The organism is Elusimicrobiota bacterium (assembly GCA_018816525.1).
Lineage (GTDB): Bacteria > Elusimicrobiota > Endomicrobiia > CG1-02-37-114 > XYA2-FULL-39-19 > OXYB2-FULL-48-7.
This window is the reverse complement of sequence record JAHIVV010000055.1, coordinates 1-17,182: the sequence shown is the minus strand read 5'-3', so window position 1 is coordinate 17,182 and position 17,182 is coordinate 1. Positions and strand designations below refer to the sequence as shown.

General features: G+C 37.1%; 18 protein-coding genes. 15 read left to right on the top strand and 3 right to left on the bottom strand.

All coding sequences use genetic code 11. The annotated features are described in order from the left end of the window. From KKH91_05530 to KKH91_05520, 3 genes are all read right to left on the bottom strand, one after another. Positions 1–1,068 (bottom strand): hypothetical protein (locus KKH91_05530; protein MBU0952266.1); only part of this gene is annotated, 1,068 nt, incomplete at its 3' end. A gap of 16 nt (positions 1,069–1,084) precedes the next feature. Next, entirely contained in the window at positions 1,085–1,741 is a 657-nt protein-coding gene (locus tag KKH91_05525) for a zf-HC2 domain-containing protein (protein ID MBU0952265.1), read from the bottom strand. 42 nt (positions 1,742–1,783) lie between these two features. Beyond that, the gene (locus tag KKH91_05520; GenBank protein MBU0952264.1) at positions 1,784–2,332 is read right to left on the bottom strand and encodes a sigma-70 family RNA polymerase sigma factor; all 549 of its coding nucleotides are present in this window, start codon (positions 2,330–2,332) and stop codon (positions 1,784–1,786) included. Between the two features lie 226 nt (positions 2,333–2,558). Between KKH91_05520 and KKH91_05515 the strand changes: the two genes are divergently transcribed. From KKH91_05515 to KKH91_05445, 15 genes are all read left to right on the top strand, one after another. Further along, a complete protein-coding gene (locus KKH91_05515) occupies positions 2,559–3,050 on the top strand; it encodes a hypothetical protein (protein ID MBU0952263.1) in 492 nt (163 codons plus the stop codon). Beyond that, a complete protein-coding gene (locus KKH91_05510) occupies positions 3,050–4,561 on the top strand; it encodes a B12-binding domain-containing radical SAM protein (protein ID MBU0952262.1) in 1,512 nt (503 codons plus the stop codon). Before KKH91_05515 ends, KKH91_05510 begins: the two co-directional genes overlap by 1 nt. A gap of 9 nt (positions 4,562–4,570) precedes the next feature. Next, positions 4,571–5,992, top strand: a complete 1,422-nt coding sequence (locus KKH91_05505) for a polysaccharide biosynthesis C-terminal domain-containing protein (protein ID MBU0952261.1) — start codon at positions 4,571–4,573, stop codon at positions 5,990–5,992. A 3-nt stretch (positions 5,993–5,995) separates the two neighbouring features. Then, the gene (locus KKH91_05500) at positions 5,996–7,612 is read left to right on the top strand and encodes a glycosyltransferase family 39 protein (GenBank protein ID MBU0952260.1); all 1,617 of its coding nucleotides are present in this window, start codon (positions 5,996–5,998) and stop codon (positions 7,610–7,612) included. A 20-nt stretch (positions 7,613–7,632) separates the two neighbouring features. Next, positions 7,633–8,235 carry a class I SAM-dependent methyltransferase gene (locus tag KKH91_05495; protein MBU0952259.1) on the top strand — a complete coding sequence of 201 codons (603 nt, stop codon included), beginning with the start codon at positions 7,633–7,635 and terminating at the stop codon, positions 8,233–8,235. A 20-nt stretch (positions 8,236–8,255) separates the two neighbouring features. Further along, complete coding sequence (locus KKH91_05490) at positions 8,256–8,969, top strand: glycosyltransferase family 2 protein (protein MBU0952258.1); 714 nt, start codon at positions 8,256–8,258, stop codon at positions 8,967–8,969. Beyond that, positions 8,966–9,673 carry a glycosyltransferase family 2 protein gene (locus KKH91_05485; GenBank protein ID MBU0952257.1) on the top strand — a complete coding sequence of 236 codons (708 nt, stop codon included), beginning with the start codon at positions 8,966–8,968 and terminating at the stop codon, positions 9,671–9,673. Before KKH91_05490 ends, KKH91_05485 begins: the two co-directional genes overlap by 4 nt. Further along, positions 9,670–11,064, top strand: coding sequence for a B12-binding domain-containing radical SAM protein (locus KKH91_05480; protein ID MBU0952256.1), 1,395 nt, complete (start codon positions 9,670–9,672; stop codon positions 11,062–11,064). Before KKH91_05485 ends, KKH91_05480 begins: the two co-directional genes overlap by 4 nt. A 9-nt stretch (positions 11,065–11,073) precedes the next feature. Beyond that, entirely contained in the window at positions 11,074–11,781 is a 708-nt protein-coding gene (locus KKH91_05475; protein MBU0952255.1) for a class I SAM-dependent methyltransferase, read from the top strand. An 81-nt stretch (positions 11,782–11,862) separates the two neighbouring features. Continuing rightward, on the top strand, positions 11,863–12,501 hold the full coding sequence (locus tag KKH91_05470) for an acyltransferase (protein MBU0952254.1): 639 nt from the start codon (positions 11,863–11,865) through the stop codon (positions 12,499–12,501). After that, positions 12,479–13,393 (top strand): glycosyltransferase, encoded by a 915-nt coding sequence (locus KKH91_05465; GenBank protein ID MBU0952253.1) that lies wholly within the window; start codon positions 12,479–12,481, stop codon positions 13,391–13,393. Before KKH91_05470 ends, KKH91_05465 begins: the two co-directional genes overlap by 23 nt. Positions 13,394–13,406: 13 nt before the next feature. Next, positions 13,407–14,522: a DegT/DnrJ/EryC1/StrS family aminotransferase gene (locus KKH91_05460; GenBank protein ID MBU0952252.1), complete on the top strand. Its 1,116-nt coding sequence runs from the start codon at positions 13,407–13,409 to the stop codon at positions 14,520–14,522. Between the two features lie 2 nt (positions 14,523–14,524). Next, positions 14,525–15,421, top strand: coding sequence for a glycosyltransferase family 2 protein (locus KKH91_05455; GenBank protein MBU0952251.1), 897 nt, complete (start codon positions 14,525–14,527; stop codon positions 15,419–15,421). Beyond that, a complete protein-coding gene (locus KKH91_05450) occupies positions 15,418–16,425 on the top strand; it encodes a glycosyltransferase family 4 protein (protein MBU0952250.1) in 1,008 nt (335 codons plus the stop codon). Before KKH91_05455 ends, KKH91_05450 begins: the two co-directional genes overlap by 4 nt. Next, the coding region (locus KKH91_05445) for a glycosyltransferase (protein ID MBU0952249.1) at positions 16,422–17,182 on the top strand (761 nt) is incomplete at its 3' end. The genes KKH91_05450 and KKH91_05445, both read left to right, overlap by 4 nt.

The window sequence follows — 17,182 nt, the reverse complement described above, 5'->3', positions numbered from 1 at the left end:
GTTAACACCATCAAAGCTTAAACCATTATTTATCTTTCCTGTTATCCAGGTAGCTCCTACGATTGTACCATCATTGCCATTGCCACTTTGATCATACAAAGTAGTCCCTGCACCTTCATCAAAATTCCAATATGCAACTAAACCATCTGAAGGAGTAATGATCCCTTCTTCAACTGCTACATGATAAGTAGTAAGAGGGGGACTTGAACGTCCGCCTATCGTGTATATCTTATTATTAGCGGTTACCACTGCAAGAGCATCTCTTGCTATCGAAATACTTGTTTCCGTTGACCAGGTATTGTTTACCGGATCATACACTTCTACATTATTACAATAACCAACAGCATTACATCCACCTATCACATATATCTTATTGCCTAGTACTGTTGCAGCGGAAAATAACCTTGCTGTTGGCATATTTGCTTTTGTTGCCCATGAATTCAATACAGGGTCATATTCTTCCACTACATTTGAATAGCTGGTATCCCAACCTCCGATAGCATAAATCTTGTTATTAACTACAGCTGCAGCAAGGCCATATCTTGCTGTTGGCATGTTTGTTTTAGTTACCCATGTATTTCCAACTGGATCAAATTCTTCCACAGTATTCAGCGCAGTGCCACCGCTATCACCGCCGATACAATAGATTTTATTATTTACTACCCCAGCCGCAAACGTGTTCCTTGCTGTAGTCATGTTTGCTTTATCTGACCATGAATCATAAGAAACATCATATTCTTCTACTTTCCTTTTAGTGGCAGGATCTCCGCCAATTACATAAATTTTGTTATTTACAATGCCAGAAACAGGAGCGACTCTGCTGGTTGGCATATCTGTTTTAGTTACCCATGTATTCGCAGAAGGATTAAATTCTTCAACTTTTGTGAAAATTACTGAGTCGCTGCTGCCGCCAATAGCATATATTTTGTTATTTACGGTTGACGCAACTAAATGGCATCTTCCCGTCGGCATATCAACTTTTGTTGACCAGACAAGATTGCTTGCTTCTAAAACAGGTGTTAAAGAAAAACAGAAAGCAATTGCAAAAAGTAAAATGTTTTTTTTCATATTAATTTCTCCGAGGTTATCCTTTTTTTTCAGTTACCGTTAACGGCATATTGAATTCTTTTAGTATTGTACCATCTGACTGTAAATGGGCATTTACACTCCAATTGCCCGGTTTCATTCCTTTAACATATAAGGAAATAACATTCTCACCTTTAACCAACTCACCCTGCCAATGAAAAGTTTTTTCTTTAGGTTTGCTTGCTAATGAAATACCATCAGGTAATTTCACGTTAAATACGATTGATTTTACATTTTCTTTTGAATAAAGATTAAACGTAAGCACGCCCATTTCATTTATCCTGATAGAATAGATGGCTTCATTGGGCTTTTTTATTGTTTTCTGGGAAACATACAAAACACCGCTTCCTATAAAGATACCCAGAAAAAACACACCAAAAACCATCTGCCACGTAAAACTTGTCCACAATGAAAATCTCCGGCTGTCTTGCCGGATTGATTCTGCCAATTTCGCATCCAATTGCGTTTGATAATACTGCGGCAATTGTTTTGGTTCCAGCGAGCTGACTAAACCAACAACCGTTTTCAGGTCAGCCAGCCTCTTACTGCAATTTAAACAACCTTTAAGATGTAAATCTACATCCTTCTTTAAACCCGGAGATAGCTGATTGTCAATGTAAGCTGATAAAAATTCTTCAATTTTTTTACAGTTCATTGTAGTTCACCTCTCCTTTCGCCTATATAGACGCATAAATCGCTAAAAAGTTCCCACATTTGTAAAAATTTTCCTTAACCGCTCTCTTCCACGGCTCACCCTTGAGCGGACCGTATTGATAGATACCTTGGTTATTTTTGATACTTCCTCGTAGGAAAGCCCCTGCATATCTGTAAGTATTATTGTCATTCGAAATTCATCCGGAAGCGATGTAACAGCATTTGATACTATATTTTCTCTTTGTTCTTTTTCAAGTATGTGGAGGGAGTCAATGGCCACTGCCTTTGTATCTAATTCATCGTTTAGGGGAAGTTCTTTCCTATAACTGTGCCTTCTGGTATAAATGTCTATAAATAAGTTCTTTAATATTTTGCAGCACCAGGTGTAAAAACTGCTATCCAAACGGAAAGTGGGGAGCTGTTTAAAAACCTTTATCCAGGCTTCCTGGGAAAGATCTGAAGCATCCTGCTCGTTTTTGGCAAGGTAATAAGCAAAATTGTAAATCTTTACCTGATATGCTTCTATTAAATCCTTAAAGGCCTCTACATCTCCGGTTTTTGCTCTTTCTATTAATTCGGTTTCTTGTATCATAATTTCGTCCTTCACCTAACAGACGCAAAAATCGCTAAAAAGTTCCCGGGATTTTTAAAAAAGTGGGAAGTTCCGTCTAAAAAATATTTTAAAATTATACATATTTACAGGCAAAAAAACAAATTTTGGAATTCCTCTTGACTTTTCATCAAAATCAATGTATAATACATTCAGAATATATTGAACGCTAAGAATACTACTTAATCTAATAAAAAAGGACCTATTTATGGACCAAAACCTAAAAAACATCACTGAAAGCTTTGTAGATTCTATGGGAAACCTGGGAGCTAGCTTAGGAATATCGAAAGTAGTCGCCCAACTGTATGCTTTGCTTTATTTGAGCCCTGAACCTTTATCTTTGGATGATATGTGCGAAGAGCTGAAAATAAGCAAAGGAAACGCATGTATGAATATCCGCTACCTTGAACAATGGCAGGCAGTTAAAAAAATATGGAAAAAAGGCTCAAGGAAAGACTACTACCAGGCTAACCCCGATATAGAAAAAATCATCCTTAGCCGCCTCAAAGAAGGGGTGAATAGGAGACTAACAGAATTCGTCAGGAATATAGAAAAAATAGAAGAAGTAATGCAGGCAAACGAAAATTCGGCTGAAAATAAAGCATTTGCCCAAAGCTATAAGAAGAAAATCCAGAAAATAAAAAACCTAAACAACCTGGTCAGTAAATTAGTAAAAATCGGAGGGACGTTCGTATTCTAATGGAAAACTCAAAGAAAAATGTATTAGTTGTCTATTCAACCGCTGATCCCCGCAGGGAAATAAAGAATGTAAATGCCATTTTACCGGCATCCGTTCTCTATGTTGCTACACCGGCAAGCAAAGAATACAATGTTAAAATTCTTGACACTCGGCTGGATTTAAACTGGAGAAATACAATAACCGGCCTGGCTAAAGAAGGAATTTACGCAGCCGGCTTAAGCTGTATGACCGGCTACCAGATACAATCCGCTTCAGAAGTAGCGCGCCATATTAGAAGCATAAACCCTTCTCTTCCTATAATATGGGGAGGCGTGCACCCTTCTTTAGTCCCGCAACAAACTCTGAAAAACGGCCTGGTTGACTTTGTTGTAATAGGCCTTGGTGAAGAAACTTTTCTGGAATTATTGAACAATTTGGACAAACCTGATAATTATCCCGATATAAAAGGCATAGGATTTAAAAGAAATGGAACTATCATAGTTAACCCCGAACGCGAATTCTTCGATTTGAATAAGTACCCTATACCAAATTACAGCCTCATCAACGTAAACGATTATCTAATCGACGGGAATATTCCTATCTTTACCAGCAGGGGCTGCCCTCACAGATGCAGTTTTTGTTACAATCTTGCTTTCAATCATAAAAAATACGCCGCAATTAAAACAGAGCATGTTATAAACCATATTGAATATTTGCTTAAAAATTACCCCGGTATCACAGCTATCAGTTTTGTTGATGACAATTTTTTTGTTAATAAAAAGCGGGTCACTGAAATATGCAATAAGCTGATTGAAAAGGGTATATTTTTAAAATTAAACAGCGGATGCAGGGCAGATTACCTGGATAATTTCAGCTTAGATTTCCTCAAATTGCTTAGAAAAACCGGTTTTACCGAAACTTACGTGGGTGTAGAATCCGGTTCAGAGAAAATATTGGATGATATTCACAAAGATATAAGCGTGGAACAGGTTTTGAGAATAAACAAGAAATTAAAAGAGGCGGGAATAATACCCAGGTTTGGTTTTATGGGCGGTTTCCCTGGAGAAACCATAGAGGACGTCAAAAAAACTCTTAGATTAATGGTAAATATATTAGAGGATAACCCTAATGCCTATGTTACCCAATTGATGCTGGCAACTCTTTCGCCCGGCACAGAGCTTTTTGAATCTGCAAAGAAGTTCGGATTTGTGCCTCCTCCTGTGTTAGAACAATATTTTGTTTTCAATTATGAGGCATGGGATGAAAGCCCGTACCCCTGGATTAAAGATGAATATAAGAAATTCGTAAAAGAAATGGCTTATATGGTAACCTGGATAGACGCAAAGGGCTTCTCCGGGAAAAACCCGCTGCATAAACTAATAAATCGGATTCTCGGCCGTATTGTGAGAAAACTGATAAAAAACAACAATTACCCTTTACTGATACTGCTAAGCAGGTTCATAAAAACTGTCGGGGGCAATAAATTAATTAAGGGCTTTTTGAAAAAAATTTTGAAGTTTCATATCAGCTAAAACAAAACCATGGATAATAAATCATCTAATTTTTACTCAAAAATATTGCTTTCTACCGGAAAATATATGGTATTAAAGAATATCTTCATGGTAGTAACGGGCCTGTTTGGAATATTTATTGTCCGCTTATTAGGCCCTTACGAATACGGCAGATATTCGCTGATTTGGCAGTTAATCGGCACTATTGGGCCGATTATTTCATTAGGCTGGATGATCACCCTGTCCAAGTTCATACCGGAAAGAACAAATTTCCAGGAAAAATCTATTCTTTATTCTCAAAGTGTTTCTTTGGTTACGATCCTTGGGGTTAGTTTAGGATTAATTTTCTTTTTTATCAGCACGCCCCTGGCAAAATATATTCCTGTTGAAATCCGCAGCATGAGGCTCATTTTTATCGTCTTTATTTTGCTCACGGCCTGGTTTAACATTTCCGAAGGAATGTTCAGAGGGCTGGGTAAATTCAACGGCTTCACTATAATTGACGGGCTCAGGAGCAACCTGGGAAATGCCCTTGCGATTATTTTAATTGTTTACGGGTTAAGGAATTATACTTCCATTCTTTTCAGTAACTGCTTGTTTTCACTAATTTTTATAATCGGGATAGGGCTTTACCTGAAGGATTACTTTCATTTTACATCACTAAAACTCGAGCCGGCTGTTGCAAAATTTGCAGGCACGATTCTCGCCGGCCAGGTTCTTTTTCTTTTAATGTCCAGCATTGATTTTATATTACTGAGGATCTTATTAAAAGACCCGTCTCAAATAGGTTTTTATACTGCCGGAATAAAAATACCTACCATGATACAATCAATGTTAATTACACCGCTGTCTATTCCTTTTTTGTATTATTTCTCGCACAATGACGGCCTTCAATCGCGGGAAAAAATATTTGAATTCGGCACGAAATATTTAGGGCTCGTTTTTGCTTTAATGGCGCTGTTTTTCTTCTCCTTTTCAAAAGAAACAATACTCATCCTTTTAGGAAAAGATTATGCTAATAGTATTCTTGTCCTGATGTTTTCATCTTTATCTCTCTTTACCCTGGGTTTTTCAACGCTCTTTAACCCGTATTTCAGTTCAATAAACAAGCCCTATGTCCCCTTATATGCTTCATGCATTACCTTTATATCGCTTTTTACATGCAACCTGCTGCTAATACCTCATTTCAAATCAATCGGCCCTGCGATCAGCACAATCATAAGCCACACGCTTCAGATTCTTACTCTATGTATTTTCCTGTCTAAAACCAAAATGCCATTCATAAAAAACTTCGGCCTAATAGCTTTTAATATGGCATTTTCAATACTTATCGGGGTCTTTGTTAACCGCTATTTAATTCTTCCTGTCTTTATTATCACAACATTCGCAACCCGCTTATTTACGTTCAAGGATATTGAAAACCTAAAGAAAATAATCAGAAGAAGGGAATAAAACATGCTCAATACAATAGTTGTACTTGCAATAGTTTTGTTAGTTGGAATAACATTAAGGTTTTACAGGCTCAAACAAAGGGGCTTACTGCATTTTGATGACGGCTTAAGGATGCTTGAAGTTGTATTCCTGCACGATTTATTCGATTTTCTTAAAAACAATAAGGCCGTTATTTTAGCTAAGAAAAAAATTGATATAAAATCTGTTTCTGATAACTTTAGAGGCCGTTTTTTATTTGATACTAACCCGCTGAATATTTTCATCTATTTTTTCAGCTCAAAAATCATAAACAATATCGAATATTCTGCATTATACGCAAATGCATTTTTAGGCATATTCGGAATTTTAGGTACGTATTTCACGGCCACCTTAATGTTTGGCAATCACTTTATAGGCCTGTTCTCTGCTTTGTTTATTGCGGTTTCCGGTTATCACCTTGTTTATTCAAGGTCAATTCATGCCGAGATTACCTGCGGGACCTTTTACATATGGGCAACTTACTTTTATATTTTAAGTTATAAAACCGGCGCCTTATTTTATTTACTTATATCCGGTTTCTTCATTGGCTTTGCATTTTGCTGCAATTCACGCCAATTTTACATGCCTTTATTCTTTATCTTTTGGGAAATCATGGCTGCTTTTAAGTTCTCATTTACCGCAGACCTGATTATAACGAGATTAATATTGCTTGCTTTGTCCATGACTGCGCCTTTATTTCTTATAGAAGAGGTTTTTGTGATTTTAAAGGAATTCAATTATCCGTACCCGACTTTTTTCAGGCAGCTCTTTTTCCGTACGGGTAATTTCAGCCTTCCTACTTTAAGATTTCCTTTCCTCAAAATGTATTTAGGCATTATCATTGAGTATGAAGGGGTCGTGATACCATTTTTTCTTCTGGCCGGGGCCGTTTTCCTGTTAAAAAATGTTTCCTTTGAAGCGGTAATCCTATTAACACAATTTCTTGTGCCGCTGTTATTTTGGAGCGGCAGGCCCGACATATCCAGGGAACAGGCAAACGCAATTGACGACGGAACCGGCGGTTACGCTTATGCTTTACCCAGGCTTATATCTTCCTCTCAATACTCCATGGCAATAATTTCTGCTTTTGGCCTGGTCACATTGCTTAATTTGTCCCAGGATGTAAAATTAATCTATATATTGTTCGCCGCCATTTTGATTATCAGAATTATCGGGTTACTTAAAATAATAGGCGTAAAATCCGGGTATAAACAAGCAGCCAAATTTATATTAGCTTCAAATAATCCAAAACATATAAGTTTTTGCTATCCCAACTCGGAATTTTTTACCAGCAAAGAAAATGCCTTAGATGTCAGCTATATAAAATCCGAGGAGGATTTTATAAAACTTTATAAAGAACAAAAAGTGAGATATGTCCTTTATTCTGACTTTTTATATGCAAATCTTTATAATTCAATAGCTGTAAAACCGCTTATTGACAAAATAATAATAGAAACCCAGCCTGTTTTTTCTATTGGGATGGGTATGGGAAACATAAAAGCAATCTACCTGGAGGAATATAACAGCCCCTGGGTAAAAATGTTTAAAGATGATAAGATTAAAATATATGATTTAAAGAATTATTTTGATAAAATACCTTAAGAGTCACAGGGAGAAATGAAATGTCAATCTTGGATAACGCTTATGTGCGCAACTTTGTCAGAAGGCTGGTCACGCTTCCATTAGAACCGGGCTATTATAACAGATATATTAAATTCATTAAGAGTGAATTACAATTATCGGATTCAGAATCACTGCTTGATATGGGCTGCGGAACGGGCAGGTTTTCGGGGGTTACTGATAATTACACCGGAATTGATGTTAATCCCCAGTTTACAGAATATGCCAAAAAAAAATACAACAAAAACTTCCTGCCCATGAGCGTCTCTAAATTGGATTTTAAAAATAAATCTTTCGATAAAACTGTTATTCTTGAAACGCTTCATCATGTTGGTGATGATACCTTCCTAAAGGCTTTAAAAGAAGCTAAAAGAGTCACAAGAAAATTGATACTTATTGCCGAACCCATCAAACAATCAAAACGCAACCTTTTAGGAAGGGCGCTTATTGCCAATGATATCGGAAAATTTGTAAGGCCTATTGAAGGATATTTAAACCTGATTTCAACCGAACTTAATGTAAAGGAATACAAATATTTCAGGGTAGGCGTTACTGAAAGAGTTTTAATCGTTTGTCCGATAAAATTATTAGACAAGCCTGAATAATTTTATCGATAGGGGGCTTTGTGCAGATTTTTCTTTCAATCATCATTCCTGCTTTTAACGAAGAAACAAAAATTCAAAAAGACCTCGAAAAACTCTTTGAATATTTTGATAAGCAGGCCTACAGCTTTGAAGTTATTGTCGTGAACGACGGCAGTGCCGATATGACCCTTGAAAAAGTAAAAGCTTTCGGCCAGAGCATATATAACCTTCAAATAATATCTTATGAAAAAAACCGCGGCAAAGGTTATGCTGTAAGACAGGGAGTAATGGCGGCTAAAGGCGAATATATATTCTTTGTAGATGCAGGTTATTGCGTGCCTTTCATCGAAATCGAAAAAGGCCTTAATCTGTTAAAAGAAGGAAATGACATAGCCCTCGGGTCCAGGCTTCTTAAAGAATCAAATATAGTTATTAAACAGCCGTTTTACCGCACTATAGCAGGAAGAACTTTTTCTTTTCTCGTTAAGTCCTTTATAGGGCTTAAAGGCATAAAAGACACGCAATGCGGATTCAAACTCTTCACAGGAAAATGCGCAAAAGCTGTATTTGCAAAACAAAAGATAGACGGATTTACTTTTGACGCAGAAGTACTTTTGATATCGAGGCGCGCAGGCTACAAAATAGCGGAATTTCCTATTCAATGGGCCTGCGACCTGGATTCAAAGATAAAACCGATGTCTCATACTTTAAAAATATTAGCTGAAATAATCAGAATAAGACTTACAAAACCGTGAATAATATGCAATTTTCTTTAGTTATACCTTTTTACAATGAGGAAAAAAACGCAGAAAGCGTCTGCCATGAGATAGTTGAAATTTTCAGCAGACATAATTTGAATTATGAGCTTATTGCCGTAAACAACGGCTCCCGGGATAAAACTGCTCAGCTCCTTGAACAATTAGCAGATAAGCATCCTGTGATAAAAATTGTTAATGTGGCAGTAAACCAAGGTTATGGCTATGGGGTATTACAGGGCTTAAAAACTGCCCAGGGCGATTATGTGGGTTATTCCGTAGGCGACGGCCAAATATCAGCGGAAGATGTTTATAAAGTATACAAAGAAGCAGCGGTAAATAATTTGGACTACTGCCAAGGGAAAAGGATTGGAAGAAAAGACTCTTTTTTGCGTACTTTAAATACAAAATTTTTTCATTTTATCTTTCATTTGCTTTACAACAATAATATTACGGACAACGGCAGTAATCCAAAGATACTGAAAAAAACCTGGTACGAAAAAATGAAACTTGTTTCAAAAGACTGGTTTTTGGACAGTGAAATAATTCTTAAAACATCTATTTTGAACGGTTCTATGAAAGAAATTCCAGTAACATTCATAAAGAGAAAAGAAGGAAAATCAAAAGTGAATATTTGGGGATCCTTAAAAACCCTGAAAAGCGTATTAATTTGGAAATTTAAGCTTATAGGACAGTCTAAATGAAAATATTGCTTGTTTTTCCTCCAATGCTGGGAGAAGAAAGATACGGCAAACTTGCAAGAGCAGGTTCTTACCTGCCTCCTCTTGGGCTGGCTTATCTCGCCGCTGTCTTAGAAAAGAAACATGAAGTAAAAATTGTGGACGGTGCGGCTTTAAACATCACCGTTGAAGATATCAAACAAACCCTTATTGATTGGAAACCGGATATTTTAGGCGTTACAGCCTATACGCCTACGTTTTACAGGGCCGTTGCCGCCTGCAAAATGGCAAAAGAAATAGACAAGAATATTTTAACAATTTTAGGAGGGCCTCACCCTTCCGCCTGCCCGGAAGATTCTATAAAAGATATGGCAGTTGATTTAGTCGTTGTAGGAGAAGGGGAAGAGGTAATTATTGAAATAATCGCAGCAATAGAGTCAAAAAGCGATTTTTCAAAAGTTAACGGCATTTTTTATAAAAAAGACGCCAAAATAATTTCAACACCTCCGCATGACAGAGTTAAAAACCTGGACGCGCTGCCTTTCCCTGCAAGGCACCTGCTGAACTGGGATTTGTACAAGCCTTCCGTGATGCATTATAAAAACCTGCCTGCCTTCTCAATTATGTGCGGGAGAGGATGCCCCTACAGGTGCACTTTTTGTTCCTGTTCAAAGGTATTCAAAACCAAAGTTACGCTAAGAACGCCTGAAAATATACTTGAAGAAATAAAGTTTTTGATTGATAAATACGGCGCAAAAGAAATAATGTTCTGGGATGATTCATTCGGCTTATATAAAAAATGGATGGATACAATGTGCAGCTATTTAAAACCATTGAATATCACCTGGTCCTGCTGGATGCGCGTAAATATGGTTGAACCAGAAATATTAAAAAAAATGAAGGACAGCGGGTGCTGGCACATATCCTACGGCATTGAATCGGGCAATCAAAAAGTTTTGGATACTATAAAAAAGGGCATAACCGTCGAACAGATAAAAAACGCTTTTAAATGGACCCATGAAGCAGGGCTGGAAGCGCGGGGAACATTTATTTTAGGCCTGCCAAACGATACCTGGGAAACAATGATGGATACCATCAATATTGCGATTGATATAAAGGCTGACTATGCCCAGTTCCAACTGCTCACACCGTATCCTGGGACGGAACTATGGGATGTTGCGGCGCAGTATGGTGATTTTTCAATAAAAGACCTTTCGAAGTACACGATTTGGTTCCCTGTGTTTATACCAAAGGGGTTAACCAAGGAACAGCTTGTGAAGGCCCACAAATTAGCTTACAAAAAGTTTTATTTTAGAACCAATTATATTCTGCAAAGTTTATCAAATATAAGAAATCTACAGGACATCAAACGCAATTTCATGGGAATCATGAGCCTGTTTGATTTTTTCTCTTAAACGGTCTATATGAAATATCATCGCGAAAACTATAACATATCCGAGATTTGCCCTTTATGGGCAGATTATCAGGTCGTGAAATTAATTGAGCCCGGTTCAAGTATTTTGGAAATTGGCTGTGCTACCGGGTACATAGGCAAATATCTAAAAGAAAAATTAAACTGCAAAATGTTTGCAGTTGAGATTGATAAAGAGGCCGCAAAAATAGCCTCTCCTTATTATGAAAAGATAATTATCGGAGATATTGAAGACGAAAATATTTTTCAACAGGTTTACGGGCAGTTTGATTATGTATTATGCATGAATGTTTTAGAACACTTAAAAAATCCCGAAGCTCTGTTGTTTAAATTGAAAAAAATTATAAAAAATAATGGGTTTCTTGTTGCAGCAATACCGAATATTGCCAATTGGACAATCAGATTAAAACTCTTAACCGGGAATTTTGACTACGAAAAAGGACTTTTTGGGACGGATCACGGCAAAGGCATAATGGACGAAACACATCTGAGGTTTTTTACATTAAAAACAATGAAAAGCCTATTTTCAAAAACCGGCTATGAAATAGTCCGCCAGTCTTTTGACCCCGACAAAGGTATTCCTAAATTCCATGGGCTTCTTTTGAGATTACCGCAAGGCTGGAAAATATTAAACTTTTTTTACAGCCTGAACCCAAAATTATTCGGGTTACAGTTTATATTTAAACTAAAGGCGTTATAAGGGGTTTATATGAAAAACTTTCTAAAAATTATGCGTGAAGTTATCTCTGCGATTGTTTATTCAATATCCTGTCTATTAAAAATGTTCAGGCATAGGTATTTCAAAGAGCTGTTTTATGCATTCAATGAAGGGTATTACCGCAGTAATTTCAAGAAGTTAGGCAAATGGGCCAGGATCGGACGTAATTTCCGGGCAAAAAACCCGGGGAATATCGAAATCGGGGATAATATCCTGGTTGAATCATCGGTAGTCTTTGAAAGCGGCAGAATAGGAAATGGAATAAAAATAGGTGACAATGTTCAAATAAGGCATCATTGTGTTTTTTTTACTGGAGACCATGCTTCTTCCCTGATAAGTATCGGCGGCGGTGTTTACATAAACGATCATTGCCGTTTTTATGGCGGCGGTGGAATACTGATCGGAAACAATGTTTTAATAGGGCCCAATGTAACAATTACTTCTTCACAACATGATTTCAGGTATAAGAATAAACTGATTATTGAACAGGAAAGCATACTTAAAAAAATAGTTATTGAAGACGATGTATGGCTCGGCGCAAACGTAGTAGTTTGTCCCGGTGCCCGGATTGGAAAAGGCTGTGTCATAGGCGCGGGGGCAGTAGTAGTTAAAGATATACCGCCCTATAGCGTAGCTGTAGGCATACCTGCCAAAGTAATAAAGGAAAGAAATTTAATAAATGAAAATTCTACTGGTTTATAACCATTTACCGTGGTCCTGCGGATATTTCATAAATAAGGCCCTGCTAAAAATGGGCCATAATGTTAAAACTTTTGATTTGACAAGGACGCCTTATTGGATCGATTTGCGTCATATTTTGCCGTTTTATGCCCCAAAAGGCATACCGGTTTCAGTGGCTTCAGTTTTAAAGACATTCAACGAAAGTTTTGATTTAATAATTGAATTTGACGGAACGGGCCAGTACCACCTTTCAGGTTATGACAAAACAGATATTCCTGCTCTTTATTGGGCCCTGGATGTTTATAGATCTGACAACAGAAAATTTCACCTGACTTTCATAAAAGATTTTTGCCATATATTCATCGCCCAGAATGATTACCTGGCTGAATATTCAAAATATAACCCTAATTGCACCTGGTTGACTTACGCCTGTGACCCGGAAATTCACAGAAAAATCAATACTAAAAAAATTTACGATATTGTTTTTATAGGGAGCACTGACCCCAAAGGGTACCCAGAAAGGGTAAAATTGCTTGAACGGCTGGGCAAAAAATTTAAACTGAATATTTTCAAAGGCGTTTACGGCGAAGCTATGGTTAAAATTTATAATCAGGCAAAAATAGTGTTTAATAAAACTGCTGGAAGCGAAATAAACATCCGCATTTTTGAAACCTTGGCTTGCGGCACTATGCTGCTCACAGATAAAATAACCAACGGCTTGCAGAATATTTTAAAAGATAAAATGCACCTGGTAATGTATGATGAAAACAACCTTGAAGAATTGGCTGCCTTCTATTTAAATAACAATGACAAAAGAGAACAAATCGCATTATCCGGTTACAATGAGGTAACCGCAAAACACACTTTTATTAACAGGGCACAGGAAATACTTTCAAAAATATCTAAAAACTAGAGAGGAGAATCGCATGATCCCGGTATTTAAGCCGTTTTATGACGGAAAAGAATTAGAAGCTCTAAAACCCATTTTTGAATCAGGATGGATCGGCCTTGGGCCCAAAACAAAGGAATTTGAGGATAAATTTGCTTCATTCATCGGAGTAAAACATGCAATAGGCGTAAATTCCTGCACTGCAGCGCTTCATCTTGCGCTTCTTTTGCTTGACCTGGAAGACGCTGAAGTAATTACTACTCCAATGACTTTTATTTCAACAAATCACGCAATACTTTATAATAAAGCCAAACCGGTATTTGCAGATATCGAACCTGACACATTAAACATTGACCCTGCCTGGATTGAAAAGTCTATAACGAAAAAAACAAAAGCAATCGTTGTTGTCCATTATGGCGGGCATGCGTGCCAAATGGACAAAATTATGGAAATAGCTAAAAAAAACAAACTTTATGTTGTAGAAGATGTGGCTCATGGCTGCGGCGGGTCTTTTGACAATAAAAAGTTAGGTTCTATAGGCGATTTAGGTTGTTTCAGTTTTCATGCTGTAAAAAACCTTGCAACCGGCGACGGCGGAATGATAACTTTAAATAACGACAAATGGGCTAAAAGACTGCAAGGCCTGCGCTGGCTCGGGATAGACAAGGATACCTGGAGCAGAAATGAAATTGACAAAAAATATTCCTGGTACTATACGGTCGAAGAGATTGGTTTCAAGTGCCATATGAATGACATAATGGCAGTACTGGGCCTGGTACAGCTTAGTAAACTTGAATGGTCAAACAAAAGAAGAAGGGAGATTTCTGAAACCTACAATAAAGAATTCTCAAAACTCTCCTGGCTTGAAACGCCGGTTCAAAAACCGAAGGTAGAAAGCGCAAATCATAACTATGTAGTCAAACTTGCTATGAACAAAAGAGATGCTTTCACCCAATATCTGGCAGAAAAGGGGATTTCAACAAGCGTCCATTATTTTCCTAACCATTTGTATGACATTTATAAACCATTTTACCGTAAATTACCTGTCGCTGAAAGCGTATGGAAAACAATTGTTACCCTGCCCTTTTATCCGGGCATGAGTGAAACCGACGTCAGCCTGGTAATAGATGCCGTAAAAACATTCAAGATATAATTATGGACCTGACAATATCAATAGTAAGTTACAATACAAAAATAAAACTTCAAGCCTGCTTGGAATCAATTTTCCAATATAAGGGTAAAAAAACATTTGAAGTTATAGTTGTTGATAACGCGTCTGAAGACGGCAGTATTGAAATGGTTAAAAGTTTCTTTCCTCAGACAGCATTGATTCTAAACAGCGCGAATTTATTTTTCAGCTGCGCGCATAACCAGGCGTTTAAACGCGCGAAAGGGAAATATGTGCTTATTCTTAATTCTGATACCCTTATTAAAAACAACACCTTTGACGAATGCCTGGATTATTTTGAAAATAACTCTGAAGCGGGAGCGCTTACCTGCAGGACAACAAACACGGACGGCTCTTTTCAGTTAAATTATTCCGAAGACTACAGGTATAAACTCGCCTTGCTGAACTATACTTTTTTGGGCAAAATATTCCCAAAAACAAAAAAAACATTTAATGACGAGTTTACCTATTTCAACGACCGGGGCGCCAGCATCAGGGAAGTTTGCGTAGCGGGGGATGCTAACCTTTGGATACGTAAAGAAATTGCTGAAAAAACAGGCTATTACGACGAAAGATTTAAATTGTATTATACCGAGAATGACATTTGCATCAATGTGCGCAAGCTGGGACACAAAATATACTTTATACCGTCAGGAAGCGTGGTTCACCATGTAAGGCAAAGCGTTGAGAAAGCCGGATTAAAAAAGATTTCACAAATTTATTATGAAGACACTATTGAATATTACAAAAAATATAACGGTTATTTCCCGGCGCTATTTTTGGCAGTCCTGATAAAAATAACAAATTTGCTGATTAAAATGCAAAAATTAAAAAATCAGAACATATTTTTTACATTTTTAAACCATCCAAACAACATTAAATGAAAGTCTTAGTACCGTTTTACCCTCATTATGCCTCAACAGAAAAAACCGATTATTTTAAAATTGCGGCTGCTATCACCAATGGGGAAATAGTAACAACTGACAAAAACAACTTTTTCCAGCTAATCCGAAAAGTATGGGGCCAAGACGTTCACGGCCACGGCAGGGGGTTTCCATTCCCGCAGATTGCCTGTTTTTTTACAAAGAAATCTGTCTATACCTTCCACAACAACTTTATAGGCCAGAAATGGCATGCGATAATACTGCGCCGGTTTATATTCAACCACTATGATAAAATCATAGTCCAAAGTGAATTTGCAAGGAAAAATTATATTGGCCAGGGCATAAAAACTGACAAGCTGGCTTTGATACCCTTACCCATCGATTACAAATATTATTCGCAAAACAAAGGTAACGGCAATGAATTTAAAAAAAGATTTAATATTGGCGTTGGTGAACAGTTTGCTTTCAGTATCGGAACAAGTTACCACAAAAATCCTGAAATAATCGTAGAAGCCTGTAAACTGGCTAATATCAAGCTTGTAATTGCAGGCTTCAAAGATAAAATGCAGGCAAAATCAGTTTATGGCGGTTTTAAAGTGGGAAAAGAAATAGCCGCTGACACAGATAATGTAATTTTTACCGGCCATTTAAGAGGGGCTGATTTTCTTTCCGCTTTTGATGCGGCCGCTATATATGTGAATTCATCCGATGAAGACGGCGAAGCAATGGGTTCGGCGGTTTTTGAGGCGGCATCAGCCGGCGTTGCTCTGTGCGTCCCGGATTATGGAACCTTTGATGCGTTTAAAGGGTCTGCTCTTTTTCATAAAAATCATGACGCCAAAGCATTAGCTGAAAACATTAAAAAATATATGGCTGATCCAAATTTAAGAAAAACCAATGGAGAAAAAGCACAGAAGATTGCCTCTAATTTTGATTATGATATTGTAAGAAAGCAATATGAGGATTTATACAAAGAGTTAGGAATAATTGGAGGGGCTGGATGAATATTCTATTTATTACCCATTCATTTCCATACCCCCTTGATGAGGGAATTAAACTGATGGCCTATAGCTTAATAAAAGAATTGTCAGCCCGGCATAAGGTCAATTTATTGAGCCTGATAGAAGATGAATCGGAAATAAAATATGTGCTTGAATTGAGAAAATATTGTTTTAAGGTAGAAACTGTTGTAAAAGTTTTGCCAAAATCGCCCATAAAAAGGGCATTGAACACATTCTTCCAAAAAGAGCCGTATAATATATTGCAGTTTTATTCGCTTGAATTTGAAAACAAATTAAAACAAATGTTAAATGAAGAAAAATACGACCTGCTTCATTTTAATTTTATGAATACTTCCTATTACAGGAATTTTACGCCTGATTCCATAGCATCAGTATTTTGCTCTTACGATGCCATGTCCATGCATTTTTACAGGAATATTTCGGGAGAAACCAATCTATTCAGAAAATATTATATCAGACAGCAATTTAAAAAGCTTTTGAATTATGAAAAAACAATGCTGCCGAAGTTTAATAAAACCGTTGTCGTGTCTCCTATTGACAGGGACTGGTTTCTCTCTCTGTTCGACAACGCTGAAAAAAAACCTGACGTTGCAGTTATTCCAATAGGAGTTGACCCGGAATATTTTAAACCTGTTTTTGTTGAAGATGATTACCCTTCCGTAATTTTCCGGGGAATAATGAATTTTTTGCCTAATACTGACGCAGCTCTTTATTTTTACAAGGATATACTTCCGCTCGT

Excerpts from the sequence above, each read along its gene's own strand:
- KKH91_05525 (MBU0952265.1), bottom strand. The coding sequence starts at position 1,741 with ATGAACTGTAAAAAAATTGAAGAATTTTTATCAGCTTACATTGACAAT.
- KKH91_05520 (MBU0952264.1), bottom strand. The coding sequence starts at position 2,332 with ATGATACAAGAAACCGAATTAATAGAAAGAGCAAAAACCGGAGATGTA.
- KKH91_05515 (MBU0952263.1), top strand. The coding sequence starts at position 2,559 with ATGGACCAAAACCTAAAAAACATCACTGAAAGCTTTGTAGATTCTATG.
- KKH91_05510 (MBU0952262.1), top strand. The coding sequence starts at position 3,050 with ATGGAAAACTCAAAGAAAAATGTATTAGTTGTCTATTCAACCGCTGAT.
- KKH91_05505 (MBU0952261.1), top strand. The coding sequence starts at position 4,571 with ATGGATAATAAATCATCTAATTTTTACTCAAAAATATTGCTTTCTACC.
- KKH91_05500 (MBU0952260.1), top strand. The coding sequence starts at position 5,996 with ATGCTCAATACAATAGTTGTACTTGCAATAGTTTTGTTAGTTGGAATA.
- KKH91_05495 (MBU0952259.1), top strand. The coding sequence starts at position 7,633 with ATGTCAATCTTGGATAACGCTTATGTGCGCAACTTTGTCAGAAGGCTG.
- KKH91_05480 (MBU0952256.1), top strand. The coding sequence starts at position 9,670 with ATGAAAATATTGCTTGTTTTTCCTCCAATGCTGGGAGAAGAAAGATAC.
- KKH91_05475 (MBU0952255.1), top strand. The coding sequence starts at position 11,074 with ATGAAATATCATCGCGAAAACTATAACATATCCGAGATTTGCCCTTTA.
- KKH91_05470 (MBU0952254.1), top strand. The coding sequence starts at position 11,863 with ATGTTCAGGCATAGGTATTTCAAAGAGCTGTTTTATGCATTCAATGAA.
- KKH91_05465 (MBU0952253.1), top strand. The coding sequence starts at position 12,479 with ATGAAAATTCTACTGGTTTATAACCATTTACCGTGGTCCTGCGGATAT.
- KKH91_05460 (MBU0952252.1), top strand. The coding sequence starts at position 13,407 with ATGATCCCGGTATTTAAGCCGTTTTATGACGGAAAAGAATTAGAAGCT.
- KKH91_05455 (MBU0952251.1), top strand. The coding sequence starts at position 14,525 with ATGGACCTGACAATATCAATAGTAAGTTACAATACAAAAATAAAACTT.
- KKH91_05450 (MBU0952250.1), top strand. The coding sequence starts at position 15,418 with ATGAAAGTCTTAGTACCGTTTTACCCTCATTATGCCTCAACAGAAAAA.